General features: G+C 35.1%; 19 protein-coding genes, 1 riboswitch and 1 other annotated feature. Of the genes, 1 reads left to right on the top strand and 18 read right to left on the bottom strand.

All coding sequences use genetic code 11. The features are described 5' to 3' along the window. Positions 1–141: 141 nt before the first annotated feature. The 8 genes from rplT to nrdR all read right to left on the bottom strand — a co-directional run bounded on the left by rplT (position 142) and on the right by nrdR (position 8,347). Entirely contained in the window at positions 142–501 is a 360-nt protein-coding gene (gene rplT / locus BHX94_RS01880) for a 50S ribosomal protein L20 (RefSeq protein ID WP_111744685.1), read from the bottom strand. 30 nt (positions 502–531) lie between these two features. Beyond that, entirely contained in the window at positions 532–732 is a 201-nt protein-coding gene (gene rpmI / locus BHX94_RS01875; RefSeq protein ID WP_012657249.1) for a 50S ribosomal protein L35, read from the bottom strand. A gap of 12 nt (positions 733–744) precedes the next feature. Then, positions 745–1,281, bottom strand: a complete 537-nt coding sequence (infC, locus tag BHX94_RS01870; protein ID WP_096076189.1) for a translation initiation factor IF-3 — start codon at positions 1,279–1,281, stop codon at positions 745–747. 18 nt (positions 1,282–1,299) lie between these two features. Continuing rightward, positions 1,300–1,425, bottom strand: a sequence feature (ribosomal protein L20 leader region). A gap of 37 nt (positions 1,426–1,462) precedes the next feature. After that, on the bottom strand, positions 1,463–2,953 hold the full coding sequence (locus BHX94_RS01865; protein WP_111744684.1) for an amino acid permease: 1,491 nt from the start codon (positions 2,951–2,953) through the stop codon (positions 1,463–1,465). A gap of 74 nt (positions 2,954–3,027) precedes the next feature. After that, positions 3,028–3,198, bottom strand: a riboswitch (Lysine riboswitch). A gap of 123 nt (positions 3,199–3,321) precedes the next feature. Continuing rightward, positions 3,322–5,250, bottom strand: a complete 1,929-nt coding sequence (gene thrS / locus BHX94_RS01860) for a threonine--tRNA ligase (RefSeq protein ID WP_111744683.1) — start codon at positions 5,248–5,250, stop codon at positions 3,322–3,324. Positions 5,251–5,598: 348 nt separating this feature from the next. Further along, positions 5,599–6,519: a primosomal protein DnaI gene (gene dnaI / locus BHX94_RS01855; RefSeq protein ID WP_170120763.1), complete on the bottom strand. Its 921-nt coding sequence runs from the start codon at positions 6,517–6,519 to the stop codon at positions 5,599–5,601. Then, positions 6,519–7,874, bottom strand: coding sequence for a replicative helicase loading/DNA remodeling protein DnaB (locus BHX94_RS01850; protein ID WP_111744681.1), 1,356 nt, complete (start codon positions 7,872–7,874; stop codon positions 6,519–6,521). The genes dnaI and BHX94_RS01850 overlap by 1 nt, the downstream gene beginning before the upstream one ends. 8 nt (positions 7,875–7,882) lie before the next feature. Next, the gene (nrdR, locus tag BHX94_RS01845) at positions 7,883–8,347 is read right to left on the bottom strand and encodes a transcriptional regulator NrdR (protein ID WP_099579958.1); all 465 of its coding nucleotides are present in this window, start codon (positions 8,345–8,347) and stop codon (positions 7,883–7,885) included. 123 nt (positions 8,348–8,470) lie between these two features. On the opposite strand from nrdR, the gene BHX94_RS01840 reads away from it, so the two are divergent. Continuing rightward, entirely contained in the window at positions 8,471–9,181 is a 711-nt protein-coding gene (locus tag BHX94_RS01840) for an SGNH/GDSL hydrolase family protein (RefSeq protein WP_111744680.1), read from the top strand. A gap of 41 nt (positions 9,182–9,222) precedes the next feature. On the opposite strand, the gene BHX94_RS01835 is transcribed toward BHX94_RS01840, so the two are convergent. From BHX94_RS01835 to icd, 10 genes are all read right to left on the bottom strand, one after another. Then, on the bottom strand, positions 9,223–9,537 hold the full coding sequence (locus BHX94_RS01835; RefSeq protein ID WP_111744679.1) for a DMT family transporter: 315 nt from the start codon (positions 9,535–9,537) through the stop codon (positions 9,223–9,225). After that, entirely contained in the window at positions 9,537–9,857 is a 321-nt protein-coding gene (locus tag BHX94_RS01830) for a DMT family transporter (RefSeq protein WP_111744678.1), read from the bottom strand. The genes BHX94_RS01835 and BHX94_RS01830 overlap by 1 nt, the downstream gene beginning before the upstream one ends. A 174-nt stretch (positions 9,858–10,031) precedes the next feature. Then, positions 10,032–11,042 (bottom strand): glyceraldehyde-3-phosphate dehydrogenase, encoded by a 1,011-nt coding sequence (locus tag BHX94_RS01825; RefSeq protein WP_111744677.1) that lies wholly within the window; start codon positions 11,040–11,042, stop codon positions 10,032–10,034. Positions 11,043–11,161: 119 nt separating this feature from the next. Beyond that, positions 11,162–11,770 carry a dephospho-CoA kinase gene (coaE, locus tag BHX94_RS01820; RefSeq protein ID WP_111744676.1) on the bottom strand — a complete coding sequence of 203 codons (609 nt, stop codon included), beginning with the start codon at positions 11,768–11,770 and terminating at the stop codon, positions 11,162–11,164. Beyond that, positions 11,758–12,675, bottom strand: a complete 918-nt coding sequence (gene mutM / locus BHX94_RS01815) for a DNA-formamidopyrimidine glycosylase (protein ID WP_111744675.1) — start codon at positions 12,673–12,675, stop codon at positions 11,758–11,760. Before mutM ends, coaE begins: the two co-directional genes overlap by 13 nt. 8 nt (positions 12,676–12,683) lie before the next feature. Beyond that, positions 12,684–15,305: a DNA polymerase I gene (polA, locus tag BHX94_RS01810; protein WP_111744674.1), complete on the bottom strand. Its 2,622-nt coding sequence runs from the start codon at positions 15,303–15,305 to the stop codon at positions 12,684–12,686. Positions 15,306–15,555: 250 nt separating this feature from the next. Further along, entirely contained in the window at positions 15,556–17,271 is a 1,716-nt protein-coding gene (gene pnpS, locus BHX94_RS01805) for a two-component system histidine kinase PnpS (RefSeq protein ID WP_111744673.1), read from the bottom strand. After that, on the bottom strand, positions 17,268–17,978 hold the full coding sequence (locus tag BHX94_RS01800) for a response regulator transcription factor (RefSeq protein WP_096076175.1): 711 nt from the start codon (positions 17,976–17,978) through the stop codon (positions 17,268–17,270). Before BHX94_RS01800 ends, pnpS begins: the two co-directional genes overlap by 4 nt. Before the next feature lie 150 nt (positions 17,979–18,128). Continuing rightward, complete coding sequence (mdh, locus tag BHX94_RS01795; protein WP_111744672.1) at positions 18,129–19,070, bottom strand: malate dehydrogenase; 942 nt, start codon at positions 19,068–19,070, stop codon at positions 18,129–18,131. A gap of 88 nt (positions 19,071–19,158) precedes the next feature. Beyond that, a complete protein-coding gene (gene icd, locus BHX94_RS01790) occupies positions 19,159–20,427 on the bottom strand; it encodes an NADP-dependent isocitrate dehydrogenase (protein ID WP_111744671.1) in 1,269 nt (422 codons plus the stop codon). Positions 20,428–20,470: the final 43 nt, after the last annotated feature.

Below are 20,470 nucleotides of genomic sequence, written 5' to 3'. Positions count from 1 at the left end.
TATACTTTTTTACTTTTGGATTTATTATTTTCTTTGTTTATATATCTCCACCGATTTACCCTCCTTTTTTATATTAAAAATGGCCATAAAAAAAATCTCTAAGTCATCATAACTTAGAGATTTTTTAAGATTAATATCTTATTATTTGTTTAAAGCTGCTTTAGCTTGGCCAACGATTTCAGCGAATGCTTTTTCGTCAGTGATAGCGATTTCTGATAACATTTTACGGTTAATATCGATTCCAGCAACTTTTAATCCGTTCATTAAACGGCTGTAGCTGATGTCATTTTGACGCGCAGCTGCGTTGATACGTGCGATCCATAATTTACGGAAATCACGTTTCTTTTGACGACGGTCACGATATGCATATTGACCTGATTTCATTACTTGTTGTTTTGCTACTTTATATAATGTATGTTTTGAACCAAAGTAACCTTTAGCTAATTTGATTGTACGTTTACGACGCGCGCGTGTAACTGTTCCACCTTTAACTCGTGGCATTATAATTCCTCCTCAGTGTTTCTAATTTTATTATTTTACGTAAGTTAACATTTGTGCTACTCGTTTTTGATCGCCTTTAGATACTAATGACGCTTTACGAAGTCCACGTTTTTGTTTAGTTGATTTGTTTGCGAATAAGTGTGAAGTGTAAGCTCTTGAACGTTTTAATTTTCCTGAACCAGTTCTTTTAACACGTTTAGCTCCACCACGGTGAGTTTTCATTTTAGGCATGTTTTGTTCCTCCTAGTTTTGTTTTTTGTCGACGATTGGCGCTAACATTAAGAACATTGAGCGGCCATCCATCTTTGGTCTTTGTTCAACTGTCGCAAGATCTTTACATTCTTCTGCAAATTTCTCTAACACACGTTGACCAAATTCTTTATGCGTGATTGCACGACCACGGAATCTGATTGATACTTTAACTTTGTCATGCTTTTCTAAGAATTTACGAGCATTTTTAAGTTTCGTATTAAAATCATGATCTTCAATCGTTGGACTTAATCTAATTTCTTTAACGACAACAACTTTTTGATTTTTACGTGCTTCTTTTTCTTTCTTTTGTTGTTCAAATTTGAATTTACCGTAATCCATAATTTTGGCTACTGGTGGTTTCGCATTTGGAGCAACTAACACGACATCAAGGTTAACACGTTCTGCAATTTCAATTGCTTCGAACTTAGTTTTAACGCCAAGTTGTTCACCATCATGACCGATTAAACGAAGTTCTCTCGCACGAATTTTGTCATTGATTTGAGTTTGATCTTTAGCTATGGTTGACACCTCCTATTTGATTTACGAAGACAAACAAAAAAGCGAATGCATAATGCACCCGCTAAAAAATAGACATGTCTAACCATGTTATTTAACCCTGTAACTGCTCTTTGCGTCTTCAGGGCGAGAAGCGGGATGCTTCTACTTGTCCGTTTCGTATTCAACAGACTTAAGTATAACAGGCTAATATTTATAAGTCAACATCTATTTTTTCATATTCACTCATATCTGTATCTTGAGATAAATCAACTTCAGTTAAAGGAATCTTACGCGTTTTATATTTCAGTTTATGGTAGAAATAGAACGCTAAGAAAATTGGAATCCCCATATAAGTAATCAAGAAACCATTTAGATCGAATTTACCACCTAAAATTAAATCCGTATCCTGACCGATAATTACAAATAAACAAAGAACAAATGCAAATATCGGACCGAATGGGAACCACATCGCTTTATATTTTAATACTGATATATCTTTGTTCTGAGCATAAAACGCTCTTCTGAATCGATAATGACTAATTGCAATACCAAGCCAGGCGATAAATCCTGTTAAACCACTTGCTGCCACGATATATTCGTAAGCACCACTGGCAACACGTTCTACTAAGAAGATGATTACCACCACAACAAACGTTGCAAGTAAACTCGGAATAGGAACGCCTTTATGATTTGTTTCTGAGAATTTACGTGATGCTAATCCATCTTTCCCCATCGCATATAACATACGCGTTGAAGCATACATACCACTATTACCCGCTGATAGAATAGATGTTAAGATAACAGCATTCATAAAGGATGCTGCAAATGCAAGGCCAGCATTTTCAAATACTAACGTAAATGGTGACTTCGCAACACTATCTCCACCCATTAAGTTAGGATTAGTGTAAGGAATGATTAATCCGATGACTAAAATAGAGAGAATGTAAAAAATTAAAATTCTCCAGAAAACTTGTTTAATCGCTTTCGGAATAGTTTTTTCCGGCTCTTCTGATTCACCTGCTGTAATACCAACAAGTTCTGTACCCTGGAAACTAAATCCGGCTACTAAGAATACGCCAAGAATCGTTAAGAAAGACCCTGTTAAACCATGACCGACAAATGGAGCATCACCTGTCGTGAAGTTATCAAAACCGATAAACTTGCCACCTAAAATTCCAACGATTGTTAGTAATCCGATGATTAAAAATAATATAACAGTAGCAACTTTTATAATCGCAAACCAATATTCACTTTCACCATAAACTCGAACTGACAATGTATTTAAAAATAAAATAATTGCTAAAAACACTAAGCTCCATGCCCAACCCGGTAAGAAATCCATCGGTGCCCAGTACTTTATGACGCTCGCAGCAATACTAACATCTGCTGCAACTGTAATCACCCAGTTAAACCAATAATTCCAGCCAAGCGCAAATCCGAGAGATGGATCTACGAAGCGTGTTGCATAGGTAGAAAATGAACCTGAAATCGGTAAATATGTTGCCATTTCACCAAGACTTGTCATTAAGAAAAATACCATAATACCAATAATCGTAAACGCAAGTAACGCACCACCTGGGCCAGCATCACGTATCGCTCCTCCAGAGGTCATAAATAAACCTGTTCCGATACAGCCACCAATAGCGATCATCGAAATATGGCGCTGTTTCAATTTTCTTTGTACTCCATTCGTACTTTGCATATATTGACTTCCTTTCAAAAATAAAAAATGAGCACACGTATGATACGCGTACTCATTTGAAAGTATAATCATCAAAATTAAGTAGCGCATCACAGATGTGACAGTCTAACACTTGTTCAATGTTAGCCCAGGATATAATGTTCATACACATTATTCCTTCGGCACTGCTTCCTTTCGATAAACTTCGTTTATGTGTATGACATATCCATCATCTACTCATAAACAGTGCAACCTCTACCTCAACGAGGAATATTAAGTTAGTTACTAATATACATGACATAAATTATTATTTCAACCTCTTTTTTAACACGTTAAAACATTAAATGATGATTTTTCTTTAAAACATAGACTCATAAAAAACCAAATCATTATTTTTTTAGACGAATCTCATCTACTAAATTCCAGATAAACTCGTCGCGATCTAAAGTTTTAGAATCTTTAGAACCATATTGACGAAGGTTTACTTCATTATTCTCTACTTCTTTATCTCCAACAACTACTTGATATGGCACTTTATGCATTTGTGCTTCACGAATTTTGTAGCCCATCTTTTCATTTCGGTCATCAATATGACAACGAACACCTTGAGATTTTAACTCATCATATAATTTACGCGCATAGTCATAATGCACTTCGTTAGAAACAGGAATAATTTCTAATTGATTTGGAGCGAGCCAAGTAGGATATGCACCTTTATATTCTTCTGTTAAGAAAGCAACAAATCGTTCCATTGTTGAGATAACACCACGGTGAATAACTACCGGACGATGTTTCTCGCCGTCATTACCAATGTATTCTAAATCGAAACGTTCCGGTAATAAGAAGTCTAATTGAACTGTTGATAAAGTTTCTTCTTTACCTAACGCAGTTTTAACCTGTACATCGAGTTTTGGACCGTAGAATGCAGCTTCTCCTGGTGCTTCTTCGTAATCTAAGCCCATTTCATCAACCGCTTCTCTAAGCATTGATTGTGCTTTCTCCCACATTTCATCATCCTGGAAATACTTTTCAGTATCTTCAGGATCTCTATAACTTAGACGGAATTTATAATCTTTAAATTTGAAGTCTTTATATACATCTATTACAAGTTGCACAACACGGATAAATTCATCTTTAATCTGATCCGGACGAACGAAGATATGTGCATCATTTAAAGTCATGCCACGTACACGTTGTAATCCACTAACAGCACCACTTGCTTCATATCTGTGCATTGTACCAAGTTCAGCAATACGAATTGGTAACTCACGGTATGAATGTGGTTTATTTTTATAGACCATCATATGGTGTGGACAGTTCATCGGACGCAATACCATTTGCTCATTGTCCATCTCCATAACCGGGAACATGTCCTCCTGATAATGATCCCAGTGTCCAGAAGTTTTATAAAGATCAACTGAACCCATAACTGGTGTATACACGTGGTCATAACCTAACGCAACTTCTTTATCAACGATATAGCGCTCTAATTCACGACGAATTGTAGCACCATTTGGTAACCACAATGGTAATCCAGGACCGACAAGTTGATTTGTAGTGAATAATTCTAATTCTTTACCAATCTTTCTGTGGTCACGTTCTTTACGCTCTTCTAAAACCTGAAGATGTTCTTTCAATGCTTTTTTATCGAAGAACGCTGTACCGTAGATACGTTGTAACATCTTATTGTTCGCATCACCTCTCCAGTAAGCACCAGCTGTAGATAATAATTTAAATTCTTTAATTTTAGCAGTTGATGGCACATGTACACCGCGGCAAAGGTCAGTGAATTCACCTTGAGAATAGATCGTTACATTTTCATCAGCTGGAATCGCATCGATTAATTCCTGTTTGTACGGATCATCGGCAAAAATTTGCTTTGCTTCATCACGACTTACAACACGACGTTCAATCTTAATGTTTTCACCGATAATTTGACGCATTGTTTTTTCAATTTCAGGTAAATCTTCGCTTGAAATTTTATGTTCAGTATCTACATCGTAATAGAATCCTTCTTCAATAACAGGACCTACACCGAAATGCACATTACCATACATACGCTTTAACGCTTGTGCCATTAAATGTGCAGTGGAATGACGTAATACTTCTATACCTTCAGGAGACTCAGGCGTAATGATTTCGATGTCTCCATCTGTTTCAAGTGCAGTTGATAGATCTACCATCTGTCCATTAAATTTTCCTGCTAAAGCTTTCTTCTTTAAACCAGGACTGATTGAACCTGCAATATCCTCAGTTGTAACGCCAGCCTCAAAACTTTTTACATTACCATCTGGAAACTTAACATTAATTTCACTCATTCAAAACGCCTCACTTTTTCATATTATTTTAAACAACAAAAAAAGACCCCATCCCAAAAAGGGACGAAGTCAATTCGCGGTACCACCCTAATTACTGATCACTCAGCAACTCTGCATAAGATAACGGTCTTGAGCCGGACAATGATTAGTTGTCATACCGATAAGGGAGTAACAATCTATCTTAATTACTGATTCTCAGCACCATCAGCTCTCTAAAAAATTAATGATAGACTATCGTATCCTTAAAATATTAATATATAAAATTGATTCATTAAATTAATATATGGACGAATTTAGTTTTGTTGTTTGTTAATGTATATTATACACCTATTATTGTAATTTTCAAACTTATTTTTCACGTCGATAATTTTTCCCTGATAACATATATTCATCACTTAATGTTTCGATACGCTCCATAATACGTCGCGCCTTCGTCTGTTCTGCACCTTGTTTCGTTATTGATAAATGATGACTTAGTTCTTTAAAATCAAAGTTTGAGCTAAAGAATGTCGGCATATTATTCATCATACGATAATTTAATATCGGTCCTAACACTTCATCGCGTACCCATGGTGTTAAGTCTTCTGCACCGATATCATCGAGCATCAGAACAGGCGTATTCTTTACTCGATTTAATCTTTCCGTATATGTACCATCGTTAAAGCCTGATTTTAATTCACGGATAAATTCCGGGAAGTACATTAATGTCGTATAAATATGACGCTCTTTCAATTCATTTGCAATTGCACCTAAAATAAATGATTTTCCGGTACCGAATGGTCCATGGATATACATCCCTTTTGTATCGACACCCTTTGCGATATCTCTGCATACTAGCCCCGCACGTCTGACAATATCAATTCTCGTTTTATCATCGAGATAAATATCTGCAAGCTTTGCATTCAGGACATCTTTTGGCATATGAATTGCCGTTATAAACTGCTTCATCTTCTGTTCTTCATCATAAGCAAGCTTAGAAGGGCATGGCAAATGTCTGATTTTAATGTGATTATTTTCAATATATAGTTCAGGCGTGTGACCAGGGACAAAGTTCTTACACTGGCCATAAGATGCACAATCCTGACACATAATTGAAGAATCTTTATATTCCTGGAGGACAGATAAATCATTATCTATCATCTGCTCGGTAACATGATTAGCAGCAATAAACGCACTTATTTCAGGATCTTTTATCGTTTCTTTTTTAATCTTTTCAATACGCTTAAAGATTTCACTGTTAGCGTTTAATATTGAGCCCATTGGTTTCATCATTTATCCTCCTCCCATAATTGATTGAGTTCTTGCTGTAACTTACGACGTTCCGCTTCCAGATCGACATTTTCATCAACTTTATTGCTTGCTACCGGTTCATCCGTTAACCATTTAGGTGTCATCTCTTTAGAAGGCGGTAAATATTGTTTCGGTCTACTTGATTTATCTTTACGTTCCGTACGTTTCTTATCCATTGATTTTACAAAATGATAAGCTTCCTGACTTGTTTTTAGATTTTGTTTCTTCCAGTTAGAGGCTATCTCTTCAATATATGCCTGCGGGAGTTTCATATCCTTTGTAAACAATACATATTGAATAAGAATATTAAATACGCCATATGGCAGTTGTTCACGTTCTAAAATAGATTCAATCATGCGTTTCTGCTTTAAGGTCGGTTCTGATTTACTAAATGAAGTCAGCATGTCGATTGGACTAGTGGTATCCAGCTTTTCAAACCAGTTCAGTAGAGTGCTCGCTTCCTTATCTTCAGGCTTTATATTATCTGACTGTTCCTGAAACTGTAAAGTTGGTAGTGCACCATCGTGTTCTATCTTATAGAAGTCACGTGCATTTTTGCGCAACTCTTCATGAGAAATCGTTTGATTGCTTGTTAGTGACTTCAAGATAATCTGACGCATTTCTGTAGGTGCGATATCATATAATGCAGCAAGCTGAGAAATTAAATCACGCGTCTTCTTAGGTAACTGTTCACTTGTGATTAAATTCTGTGCCAGCAATGTTTCAAGCATATCAAAATCAAATGTCTGGTGATGAATAGGAATCCCATATGGGTCACTTTGTTTAATAATCTCACTATTATATTCGAATACAACTGGTTCAGGAGATTTCGGCGTACCAAATACGTCCATATATTTACTTGAAATATCCCGATAACCATCATAATCTATATTATTTGTAAAATATCTACTCTTCAACACTTGATAACGATGCTTACCCACCTGCTGATATAAGAACACAGAAAGCATCGGGTCATTAAAAAATTGTGCAGGCATTACAGGACTGATTAATTTATAGATAAACTTCTGATTGCTATCATCTATTCTCATATACGTCTTAAGTAAACCAATTGCTTCAAGCCGTTTGCGAATCACTTCGAAATGACTCAAATTCATCTTCAGCTCACTTAAGAAAATATAATGTGTGTAATCGTTACTAACCTGGTTATAGTCATTTAAAAACTGACTTAAGAACTGATAGACACCGACACATTCAATACCAATTAAAGGCGTATAAAGTGTCTTAAGAACATCTTCAGTCAGATGCGTACTTATATAGTTTGTCGTGACGGTAAACTGATCCGTGCCGTTTAATTCCGTAAAATAATGCTGCATGCTGACACCTACTTCTTATCTTTATCGTTCAATAGACCGCTCATTGTACGTAATAACTGATCAACATCTTTAAATTCTTTATAGACAGACGCAAACCTTACATAGGAAACCTGATCTAAAGTCATTAAATGCTCCATCACCAATTCACCGATATCAACCGAAGACACTTCCGTCTTACCTTTTTCACGTAAAGCAGTCTCAACATCTGTCGTAATTTTTTCAAGTGATTCAAAAGCAACAGGTCGCTTTTCACATGCACGTACTAAACCATGTAACACTTTATCACGGTTGAATGCTTGTCTTGTGCCGTCTTTTTTTACGACGATTAATGGCTGTAATTCAATTCTTTCGAAAGTAGTAAAACGTGTGCCGCATTCTTCACATTCTCTACGTCTTCTGATTGCAGTCAAATCGTCTGCATGTCGTGAATCAATCACCTTCGATTGATTAAAACCACATTTTGGACATTTCAAGACAATCACCCCTTTTTTTATTATTATTTAATTATACATGAATACGAAACAATTAAAAATCCATAAGATTACACTGTTCTAGGTATATAATAAACTATATTAAAAAATTAAAGGAGAAAACTGATGAGACCGAATTACATCCATTTACCAAAGTTAGAAGAAGGACATCCCGTAAATAAATTACGAGAAAGCTTTAATCATAGAAATGAAGTGATACTTTATCATAACGACCCTGTAGGAATCGTCTTTATCGGTGATTCAATTACTGATTACTGGGATATAGAAAGCTACCTGCAACTAAATAACGGCAAACGAATGATTAACCGTGGCATTGGAAACGATCGTACGCAATGGGTACGCGACCGATTTACAGCAGATAGTATCCAGTTGAAACCAGATTGGATCGTCTTATCGATTGGCATTAATAATACGAAAACGCTCGACGTTGATCAAAGTAATGACAACCAACAACAAATTAAGACACGTATCCTTGAAGACATTGAAGCAATGATTGTGATGGCAAATGAAAATAACATAAATATTGCAGTCACTACACTCACATCAACGAACCGACCTAAGTTAGAAGGATTTATAACGCGCTCAAAACTTGTTCAGATAATAAATAACAAAATCAAACAATTATGTATAGAACATGACGCATTATTTATCGATTACTATACACAGATGACTGAAACGAAAGATGACATCGACTATTTACGAAACGAACTTACAGATGACGGACTACATCCGCATGTATTCGGATACGACATTATGTCAAAAGTCATTGAAGCAACGTTTACCGATATTTATCCGATACAATTAAAGCAAAGATAAAAAAGTGTCACATACCAAATTCGGTATGTGACACTTTACTTTTAATGGAACAACTTCAATCCAATGGTACTTGCTAAAATTAAGCCCATAAAAAATAAACGTAATACATTCTTCGATTCTCCGTAAAACAAAATTCCTACAATTGCTCCACCTACTGCACCAATACCCGTCCATATAGCATATGCAGTACTCATCGGAATTGCGATTAACGCAACGGAAAGAAAATAAAGACTACATGCAAATGTAAGAATTAGCAATAAAACATAACGCTTTTGATGTGTATTTGAATACATATTAATCACGACAACACCTAGCATTTCAAAGATACCGGCAAGTACTAAAATTAACCAATACATTACTTCGCCTCCTCTGGTGTTGCCATCTTAAGACCGATGACACCGATAATTAATACACTTATTAATATAACTTTCTCAACGCCTATTGGTTCATTGAAAAATACTACATCTGCAATCGTTACTAACGTTGCACCAAGACCAACAAATACAGCGTAGCTTGTTCCAACCGGTAAATATTTCGATGCATTGAGCAACAAATAGAAACTGATCGAAACACTGATAACAGTAAGTATCCATTCATACCAATTATCAGCATGAGCTAGACCAATTACCCAGCACATCTCAAAAATCGCCGCAACGATAATTTTAATCCAGTTCATAACATACCTCACTATCAACATAATAGTGAATAGTATAACATATACGCATTTTTATTTTAAGAGTGGAATTTTCCAGGACCTAATAATGCATATCCAAAAACAAACCTTTTCAACATTTTAACTTTTTATCCAAAAAAACACCTCTCAATTAAGAGAGATGTCTTATCATCTATATTACTTCGCTAATTTTTCACCCATTAATACTGCTAACTCTACAACTCGCGTTGAGTAACCCCACTCGTTATCGTACCATGATAATACTTTCACTTTAGATCCTTCCATAACGATAGTTGATAATCCATCAACAATTGAGCTATGTGGATTTGTATTAAAGTCTACTGATACTAACGGCTCATAAGTCACATCTAAAATACCTTTAAGTTCATTGTCAGCAGATGCTTTAAGCGCTGCATTTACTTCTTCAACAGTTACTTCTTTCTCTAAATCTACAACTAAGTCTACTAATGATACATTAGTTGTAGGTACACGTAACGCCATTCCATGTAATTTACCTTTTAATTCAGGTAATACTAAAGCTAACGCTTTCGCTGCACCTGTAGAAGTTGGGATAATGCTTTGAGCACATGCACGTGCACGGCGTAAATCTTTATGTGGATTGTCTAAGTTCTTCTGGTCATTAGTATACGCATGAACTGTCGTCATTAATCCGTTCTTAATTCCGAATTTATCATTTAACACTTTCGCTACTGGCGCTAAGCAGTTTGTAGTACATGAAGCATTTGAAATAACATCATATGTATCTACATCTAATTGTGCACAGTTCACACCGCGAACGATTGTTTGAACATTTCCTTTACCTGGAGCTGTTAATAATACTTTCTTCGCACCTGCTTTAATATGTGCTGACGCTTTCTCAGCATCATTAAATTTACCAGTTGCTTCGATAACAATATCAATATTTAACTCTTTCCATGGTAATAATTCTGGATTACGTTCAGAAACTAATTTAATTTCCTTACCATTAACGATTAAAGCATTGTCACCAGGTTCTACATCTAATTCAAACTTACCATGAGTAGTGTCGTACTTAGTTAAATGTGCTAGTGTTTCTGGAGGATAGCTCGCGTTGATCGCAACTACTTCTAAATTATCATTTAATAGTGCTGCACGGAACACCATTCTTCCAATTCTTCCTAACCCATTAATCGCTACTCTTGTTTTCATCATATCTTCTCCTCCGCAATGTGTTATACTAATCTCTTTCATTAGTATAGCACATTGATAGCGTTAAGGAAGCGTTTTCTTTAAGAAAATTATTTTCATAATTTTCTTAAAATTAATGTCTATATATAACTTTGAATAAGTAACTCAAGTTGCTGATACAGTGATTGTAAGCTATCACTATTATCAATGACTTTATCAGCTCTTTGTTTCTTTTCTTCTATTGATAGTTGTGATGCTACTCTTGACTCAGCTTCTTCCAGTGAAAGCTGATTACGTGCCATTAATCGTTCTATCTGAACTTCTTTTGGAACATAAACTACCCAAACTTCATCAACTGTATGCTCTAATTTATTTTCAAAGAGTAATGGTATGTCCATTACTACGGGTTTACCTAGTGCTAGTCCCGCTTCTTTTTCTGCCTCCATAATATCTCTTACACGGGGATGAACGATCGCATTTAACTTTTCTCTTTGATTTTTATCTTTAAAGATTATCTCACCGAGTGCTTTTCTATTTAACGTTCCATCTTCCTGTATTACTCCATCTCCAAATACTGTTCTAATTTCTTCTAATCCAGATGTTCCTGCTTCGACTGCTTTGCGACTTGCAATATCTGCATCAACAATGATGAATCCATTGTCCGCTAAATATTTTGCGACTGTCGACTTCCCACTTGCTATACCACCTGTTAAACCTATAACTGTCACATTCACACCTACTTTTGACATTTTTCGCAGAAATGCGTATTTCTTGTTGCAATCACTTGTGTCGTTATATCACTATTACATATCTTACATTGCTTTAAGCCATATACATTAAATTTACTTTGCATATTGCCACTTTCACCTTCTACATTGCGGTAGTCAGAAATACTTGACCCTCCATATTCGATACCTTTATTCAATACGTCCACAATCGCTGAAAAGAGTTTCTTCTTTTTCTGAGTCGATAAAGTGTGTGTAATATGAGTCGGTAAGATACCTGCTAAATATAATGCTTCACATGCATATATATTGCCACATCCACTTATAACACCATGATCCATAATAACCTGTTTAATCGGTTTATTCATATATTTCTTTAGTTTCGATTGCTGTATAAAATGTGCCATTGCGTTATTTTCAAAAGGTTCTGGCGCAATAGCCTGATTAAAGTTTATAAAAGCTGCTTCATCTAATATTTTAAATTCTCCAAAACGCCTGATATCTGAATAGATCATCTTTTGTCCATCTGATAATTCAAACTGGACGTGCCAATGTTTCTTGTAATTTGGAATGGGAATTTCCTCAATACTACTTTTCACAAAGAAAGCGCCGGCCATTCCTAAATGGCCGACTAAATATATTTTAGATGTTTGTTCCTGCTCTATTACTTGTACTTGCTCTATGAAATGGCTTCTTTGTTTCATTAATTCAAAAATAATGTATTTACTTCTGCGGTTTATGCTTTCAATTACAGTATTACGCACTACGGTATTAAAATCATCCAGCTCAATGTGTTTAATAATCGTTTCTTTACCTTGTGCTTTACCGCGTTTAACCGCTTCTGAGAATACTACGTTTATTATTTCTTTATTTAACACATGCGGTCTTAAACCTCTTACCACATGTTCGACTTCCGGTAGTTCCGGCATCTTTCCACCTACTTTGCTTCATACCAACTTTCACCAGAATCATATTCTACTTCAAGTGGTACATTAAGTTCAACTGCATGCTCCATAATATCTTTTACAAATAGACTAAACGCATCAATTTCATCTTTTGGAACTTCAAAGATCAATTCATCGTGTACTTGTAATAACATCTTCGCTTTAAAGTTTGTCTCTTTCAGCGCTTTATCAAACTGTACCATCGCTAGTTTAATAATATCTGCTGCACTTCCCTGGATTGGCGTGTTCATCGCAGTTCTTTCAGCAAATCCTCTTAAATTAAAGTTCTTACTCGTAATATCAGGAATATATCTTCTACGCTGCATAATTGTTGTAACGTAACCATCCTGCTTTGCTTTCTGAATAATATCATCCATGTATTGTTTCACTTTGGGGAAGCTATCCAGATAATCATCGATAAATTGTTGTGCAGCTTTTCGTGTTATACCTAAACTTTGACTTAGGCCATAATCACTAATGCCGTAAACAATACCGAAATTAACAGCTTTTGCCTGACGACGCATATTGCTGTCTACCTCATCTTTTTCAACATCAAAAACTTCCATCGCTGTCTTCGTATGAATATCAATACCATGTGTAAATGCTTCCATCATACTCGCATCTTCTGTAATGTGAGCAAGGACACGCAATTCAATTTGAGAATAATCGGCAGCAAAGATTACCATGTCATCTCCACTCGGAACGAAAGCTTTTCTAATCTTTCTACCTTCGTCTAATCTAACCGGTATATTCTGCAGGTTCGGATCTATTGAAGATAGACGACCAGTTTGTGCGATAACCTGATTAAAGCGTGTATGAATTTTCTCATCATCACCTATTAATCGTTGTAACCCTTCAACGTACGTTGACTGTAGTTTAGATAATGTACGATATACTAAAATATCATCGATAATCGCATGACTACCTTGTAACTTTTCTAATACATCTACTGCCGTTGAGTAACCTGTCTTCGTCTTTTTAATTATCGGTAACTTTAACTCTTCAAATAGAATCACACCAAGTTGTTTCGGTGAGTTAACATTAAATGATTTGCCGGCATGATTATAGATACTTTCTGTTAAAGCATCTAATCTTTCTTGTATTTCACCCTGCATCTCAATTAATGTCTCTTTATTCACTTTAATACCTTGAAGTTCCATCTTTGCAAGCACAAGGGCAAGTGGTAATTCAAGTTCGTCATGTAGAGCGAGTTGTTCATGCGCAATTAGCTTTTCTTTAATCATAGGTGTTACGTCATTTATAAGATGCACTTCATTTGCGATGTGCTGATTCAAAATTTCTCTGTCAGGTACATGCGCTTTCGCACCTTTACCGAAAATATGATCATCAGACTCCACATAGTTTAATCCAAAATCATGTCCGAGTTGTGCGACATCAACCACTGTAGATGATGGATTCAATAAATAATTCGCCAGCATCGTATCAAAGGCGATACCTTCAATATTTATTGATAATCGTTCGAACATTACTTTAACTGCTTTCGCATCATACACATGTTTTTTTATATTTTCTTCTTCCAGCAATGTGATAAATGACTTATTCTTCGTAATATCTTCAGGTTGTACAACAAATGTTTCGTCATTGTACATAATACCTAATCCTAATATTTCATTCTTCAAATAATTGTCCTGATAGCATTTCAAGTGTAAGGCGATTGCATCGATCGCTTTGAATTCAAATGACTGATAATCGTTATTAATTTCGATTGCTTTACTGCTCACAATTTGACTTGTTGTATCTAGATTTTCCAGCATTTGTTTGAATTCTAATTCTCTGAACAGCTCAATTTTTTTCGTTTCATCTTTATCCGGGATTACTGTATCAGCTAAAGATACTTCTATCGGTGCATTCGTCTCAATTGTTGCAAGCTTCTTACTCATGACAGCATCCTTTTGATGATTTGTAAGATTTTCATTGAGTTTCTTCGCAGTAATCTTATCTAAGTTCGCAATTACACCTTCAACCGTATCATATTCTAATAACAATTTAATCGCAGTCTTTTCTCCGACACCAGGTACGCCAGGGATATTATCCGACTTATCACCCATTAAGCCTTTAAGATCGATAATTTTCTCAGCACCAAATCCATATTTTTCGTGAATGAATTGTGGTGTATATTTATCAATGTCTGTAACACCTTTTTTAGTGTAATAAACGGTTACATAATCATTGACTAGCTGCGTTAAATCTCGGTCACCGGTTACGATAATTGTTTCCATCTTTTGTTCGGCTGCTTCTTTTGAAAGTGTCCCGATAATATCGTCAGCTTCGTAATTATCTAATTCGTAATGCTTTATTTGGTAAGCTTCTGCAAGTCTTCTGATGTGCGGGAATTGCTCACTTAATTCCTGAGGTGTCTTCTGACGTCCTCCTTTATATTCTCCAAACGTCGCATGTCTAAATGTTGTCTTACCTGCATCAAATGCGATTAAGAAATGCGTTGGTTTTTCTTCTTTAATTAACTTTTCTAAAATTAACGTAAAACCATAAATTGCATTCGTATGTAACTCTGATGAATTCTTTAGTAAAGGTAATGCATAAAAGGCACGAAACGCGATACTATTTCCATCAATTAATATTAGTTTTTCTTTCATTCTTCTACCTCCATCGTATGTCTCTTATAGTCTATCACATCTTGAATTCAGGACATATTTAAAGGAACAGCATTTTGAAAATAAAAAAACACAAGTGATTGCTTCAGGATCACTTGTGTTTATCTTCTTCTAAAATGAAGGGGTCTATGTGCAATTATAGTTGAACATTATTAATTTAATGTAAAGATGCAGTAAATATGGAGTAAAGTTTCAAATTGTAAAATGAAATATTAATATAAATAATAAAATATTAATATAAATGTTGTTTTAAAATCACTCTAAAAGTAGTACCTACACCTACTTCACTTTCCACCTCAATATCTCCTTTAAAGACTTCTACAATATGCTTTACAATTGCAAGTCCTAATCCTGTGCCACCTGAATCACGGCTGCGTGCCTTATCAACGCGATAGAATCTTTCAAAGATACGAAGTTGTTCTTCTGGTGCAATACCGATGCCTTCGTCCGTTATCTCTAATATACAGTTCCGATCTTTCTGATACACTTTTACCGTAATCGTTGCGTCTTCGTATGAATAATTAATCGCATTCGACAATAGATTTATTACGACTTGTTTTAATTTACTTGGTTCAGCTAACACATATAAATCTTTTTCGAAATCCAGATTAAATTTAATATTTTTCTTCTCTGCTAAGGGATGTACTACTTCAACGCTATTAAATACTTTTTGAGGTAAATTGACCTTCGTCATTTCAAAATGATTCGCCTGTTCAATTTTAGATAATTCAAGTAATTCACTTACAAGCACCTGAATACGATTAGACTCTTTCAGTATAATCTCTAAAAACATATCAAGTGTTTCAGGCTCATTTTTAGCACCATCGATTAAAGTTTCAGTAAAGCCCTTTATACTTGTAATCGGTGTCTTTAATTCATGAGATACATTTGCTACGAAGTCTTTACGCATCTGTTCTAAAGACTTAAGTTGTGTAATGTCATGCAATACGATAACGATACCTTCTATTTTCTTCCGTTTCCTTGATAGCACAGGTACTACTGCGACATCAAAATATTTTTTGTGGACATTGACTGTAATATTCACGGTATCGTTGACTGGTTTTTCTATCGCTATTGCTTCTTTAATCATCTGTTTAATTGATTGATTTTTAATAACTGTTTCATAATGCCCATGCTCTATCGGTTGTCGTTTATTAAAAAGATTAATATAGGTTTCGTTCGCAATTGCCACTTCCCCGTGATTGTTTACGAGCATTGTTGCACTTGGTATATTCTGTAATGTTGTCTCTAATCGATTACGTTGTAATTTCTGCTCATTATTCAGATCCTGAAGTGTTCTTGCAAGTATGTTTGTAGACCTAAATAAATCTTTCGTCTCCGTTACACTACTTTCAGGTACTCGTACTTTATAATTACCGTCAGACAATAACTTTGAAGCATATGTCACTTCTTTAATCGGCTGGATATAGCTTTTATTGATATAACGTACAATGATAAATATTATCGGGAACATACATAACAATCCGATAGAAAAATATTTAATAATCATTTTTTGTACGATGTTAATCGCCTTTATCTCACTTAAAATATAAACGGTTTGATTATTTTTATAACGTAGTAAACTTTTCTCTTTTGAACCATCATAACGGTAATTCACTTTATCGTTGTTTCCTAAAGTGTATTTTGTAATAAATTGATTAAATTCATTCTTCGATGTACCTGCTGTCTTATAAATCACATGTTGATCTTTATCGAGAATAAGAATTGATGAATTGTATGATTTTTCATAATCACGTATTAAATCTTCAACTCGTTTGTCGCCACTTACATACGATTCAAAGATTTTTGCATCTTTTGTTAATCCCACTTTATCTCCGTCAATAAATTGCTTCGCAAGCGCAAGATACAATAGTGTTCCTAGTAAAAGAAAACTTACAACAATAACTGTTGTAAGTATTAATAACAATTTCCTTTTAAAACTGATCATTCGCGTTTCGGACTTTCTAATTTATATCCAAGACCTCGAACAGTCTTAATATATTGTGGCTGTTTCGGATTATCTTCTAACTTTTCACGTAAGTGACTAATATGCACATCAACGATACGAGAATCACCGGCAAACTCATAGTTCCATACCGAATTTAACATATGCTCACGTGTAATGACCCGCCCTTGACGTTCAATCAAATAAATTAATAGCTCAAATTCTTTTGGTGTTAAATCGAGCAATTCATCATTACGATATGCTTCAAAATGTTCAGGCAATACTTTGATCTTACCGATAATAATTTCTTTATTATCTTTTTCATCTTCAACTGTCTTAATCGTATTTGTGCGACGAAGAATTGCTTTTATTCGCGCAATAACTTCTCTTGGAGAAAACGGTTTAGTCATATAATCATCTGCACCTAATTCTAATCCAAGTACTTTATCAAATTCATCATCTTTTGCCGTTAACATTAAGATAGGTACTTGATTTTTCTCATTTCTAACAGATTTACATACTTCTACGCCGTCCATTTTAGGTAACATTAAATCTAATACTACGATATCTGGTTTTTCACTGAAAATCTTTTCTAGACCTTCTTCACCATCATAAGCTGTTACAACTTCAAATCCTGATTGTTGCAAATTATATTGTAGTAAAGTTACGATAGATTGTTCATCGTCTACTACCAGAACCTTCTGACTCATCCAATCCCTCCAAACAATTATCATATTCATTATATATTAAAAGAATATTGAAATGCTACAACAAATCAACATTCTTCAAGCTATAACAGAATAATTTACATTCTCTTTACAATTAGAAGGATTATCAATCTATCGTTTAAAAAATTCATATTAATTTGAAGACTTTAAAGATTGAATCGTAGCTTTCACTGCCTCAGCAGACTTATTAAATGCTTGTTGTTCTTCATCAGTAAGTTGCAATTCAACGATGCTTTCAACACCATCTTTATTTAACTTTACTGGTACTCCGATATAAATACCTTCCTGTTTAAATTCACCGTTTAAATAAGCAATCGCTGGCAATACACGATTACTATCATTGATAATTGATTCTGCCATATCAACCATCGCCGCAGCTGGTGCATAATAAGCAGATCCAGTGCCTAATAATTTTACAATTTCAGCGCCACCATTACGCGTTCTTTCAATGATGTTATCAATTGTTGCTTCATCCATTAAATCAGCTATAGGTACGCCACTTACCGATGAATAACGAATTAAAGGTACCATCGTATCACCATGTCCTCCTAATACAAATCCAGTAACATCAGTTACTGCCACATTTAATGCTTGTGCTACAAACGTTCTAAATCGAGCAGTATCCAGCACGCCTGATTGACCGATGACACGATTCGGCTCAAAGCCAGATGCTTTATACACAGCATATGTCATTGAATCAACCGGATTAGTGAGTACAATGATAATACAATTCGGTGAGTATTTGACAATTTCTTTCGTTGCAGCTTCTACAATACTTTGATTGGTCTGTACTAAATCATCACGCGTCATACCTGGCTTACGAGCGATACCTGATGTAATCAATACAACATCAGAATCTTTCGTATCGGCGTAATCATTACTTGCTTTAATGTCGACGTTTTGATGTAATATCGGCATCGCCTGCATAATATCTAGTGCTTTTCCTGTTGTAGGATCTAAACTACCATAAGTATCAACAAGTACAATATCTGCTAATCCTTTACTTGCAGCAATAAAAGCCGCTGTAGAACCAGTAAAACCACTTCCCACGATTGAAATCTTTTTCTTTGTCATGATAAATCCCCCTTATTATTTAAAAAAAGGATAGTAACTATGAATTTCATTCATAATACTATCCTTAAAAGTTAGACTACTTTTCTAATTACATATTTTTGATTAATTCGTCAGCAAACTCAGAACATTTCACTTCAGTTGCACCATCCATTAAACGTGCAAAGTCATATGTTACGACTTTAGAAGCTATTGATTTTTCCATCGCTTTTGTGATTAATTCTCCAGCTTCTTTCCATCCTAAATGATCTAACATTAATACACCACTTAAAATAACAGAAGATGGATTTACTTTATCTAATCCAGCATATTTTGGTGCAGTGCCGTGTGTTGCTTCAAAGATTGCGTGTCCTGTTTCGTAGTTGATGTTCGCACCTGGTGCAATACCAATACCACCTACTTGTGCTGCTAATGCATCACTAATATAATCACCGTTTAAGTTCATTGTTGCAACAACATCAAACTCAGCAGGACGCGTTAAAATTTGCTGTAAGAATATATCAGCGATTGAATCTTTCACTAATAATTTTCCGGCGGCAATCGCTTCATTTTGAGCTTTATCTGCAGCTTCTGCACCTTGTTCAGCTTTAATTTTGTCGTATTGATTCCATGTAAATACTTTATCAGCAAATTCACGTTCAGCTAAATCATAACCCCATTGTTTGAAGGCACCTTCAGTAAATTTCATGATATTCCCTTTGTGTACTAATGTTAATGACTTACGACCTTGCTCTAGCGCATAGTTTAATGCTGCTCGTACTAAACGTTCAGTACCCTCTTTAGAAACTGGTTTAATACCAATACCTGAAGTTTCCGGGAAACGGATATTTTTAGCACCCATTTCATTTTGCAAGAATTCAATAACCTTCTTAACCTCGTCTGATCCTTCTTTATACTCAATACCTGCATAAATATCTTCAGTATTTTCACGGAAGATAACCATATCAGTATCTTCAGGACGCTTAACTGGTGAAGGAACTCCGTCAAAGTAACGGACTGGACGAAGACATACGAATAAATCTAATTCCTGACGTAAAGCTACGTTTAAAGAACGGATACCTCCACCAATAGGTGTAGTTAATGGTCCTTTTATCGCAATTAAGTATTCTTCTATTGTATCTAAAGTTTCTTGTGGCAACCATTCTCCTGTGTTATCGAATGCTTTTTGTCCTGCTAAAACTTCTTTCCACTCGATTTTTTTCTCACCATTATATGCTTTTTCTACAGCAGCATCTAATACGCGAACAGCAGCATTCCAAATATCCGGCCCTGTTCCATCTCCGATTATAAAAGGAACGATTGGATTATTTGGTACGTTTAAAACACCATTATTATTCGTAATTTTTTCAGCCATTTTTATTATGCCTCCATTATTAGTATTTCTAACTTTAGTTTACCTTATA

It is taken from the genome of Macrococcoides bohemicum, assembly GCF_003259675.1.
GTDB classification, from domain to species: Bacteria; Bacillota; Bacilli; order Staphylococcales; family Staphylococcaceae; genus Macrococcoides; species Macrococcoides bohemicum.
The sequence above is the reverse complement of the archived record's forward strand: the minus strand, read 5'-3'. Positions and strand labels throughout refer to the sequence as shown.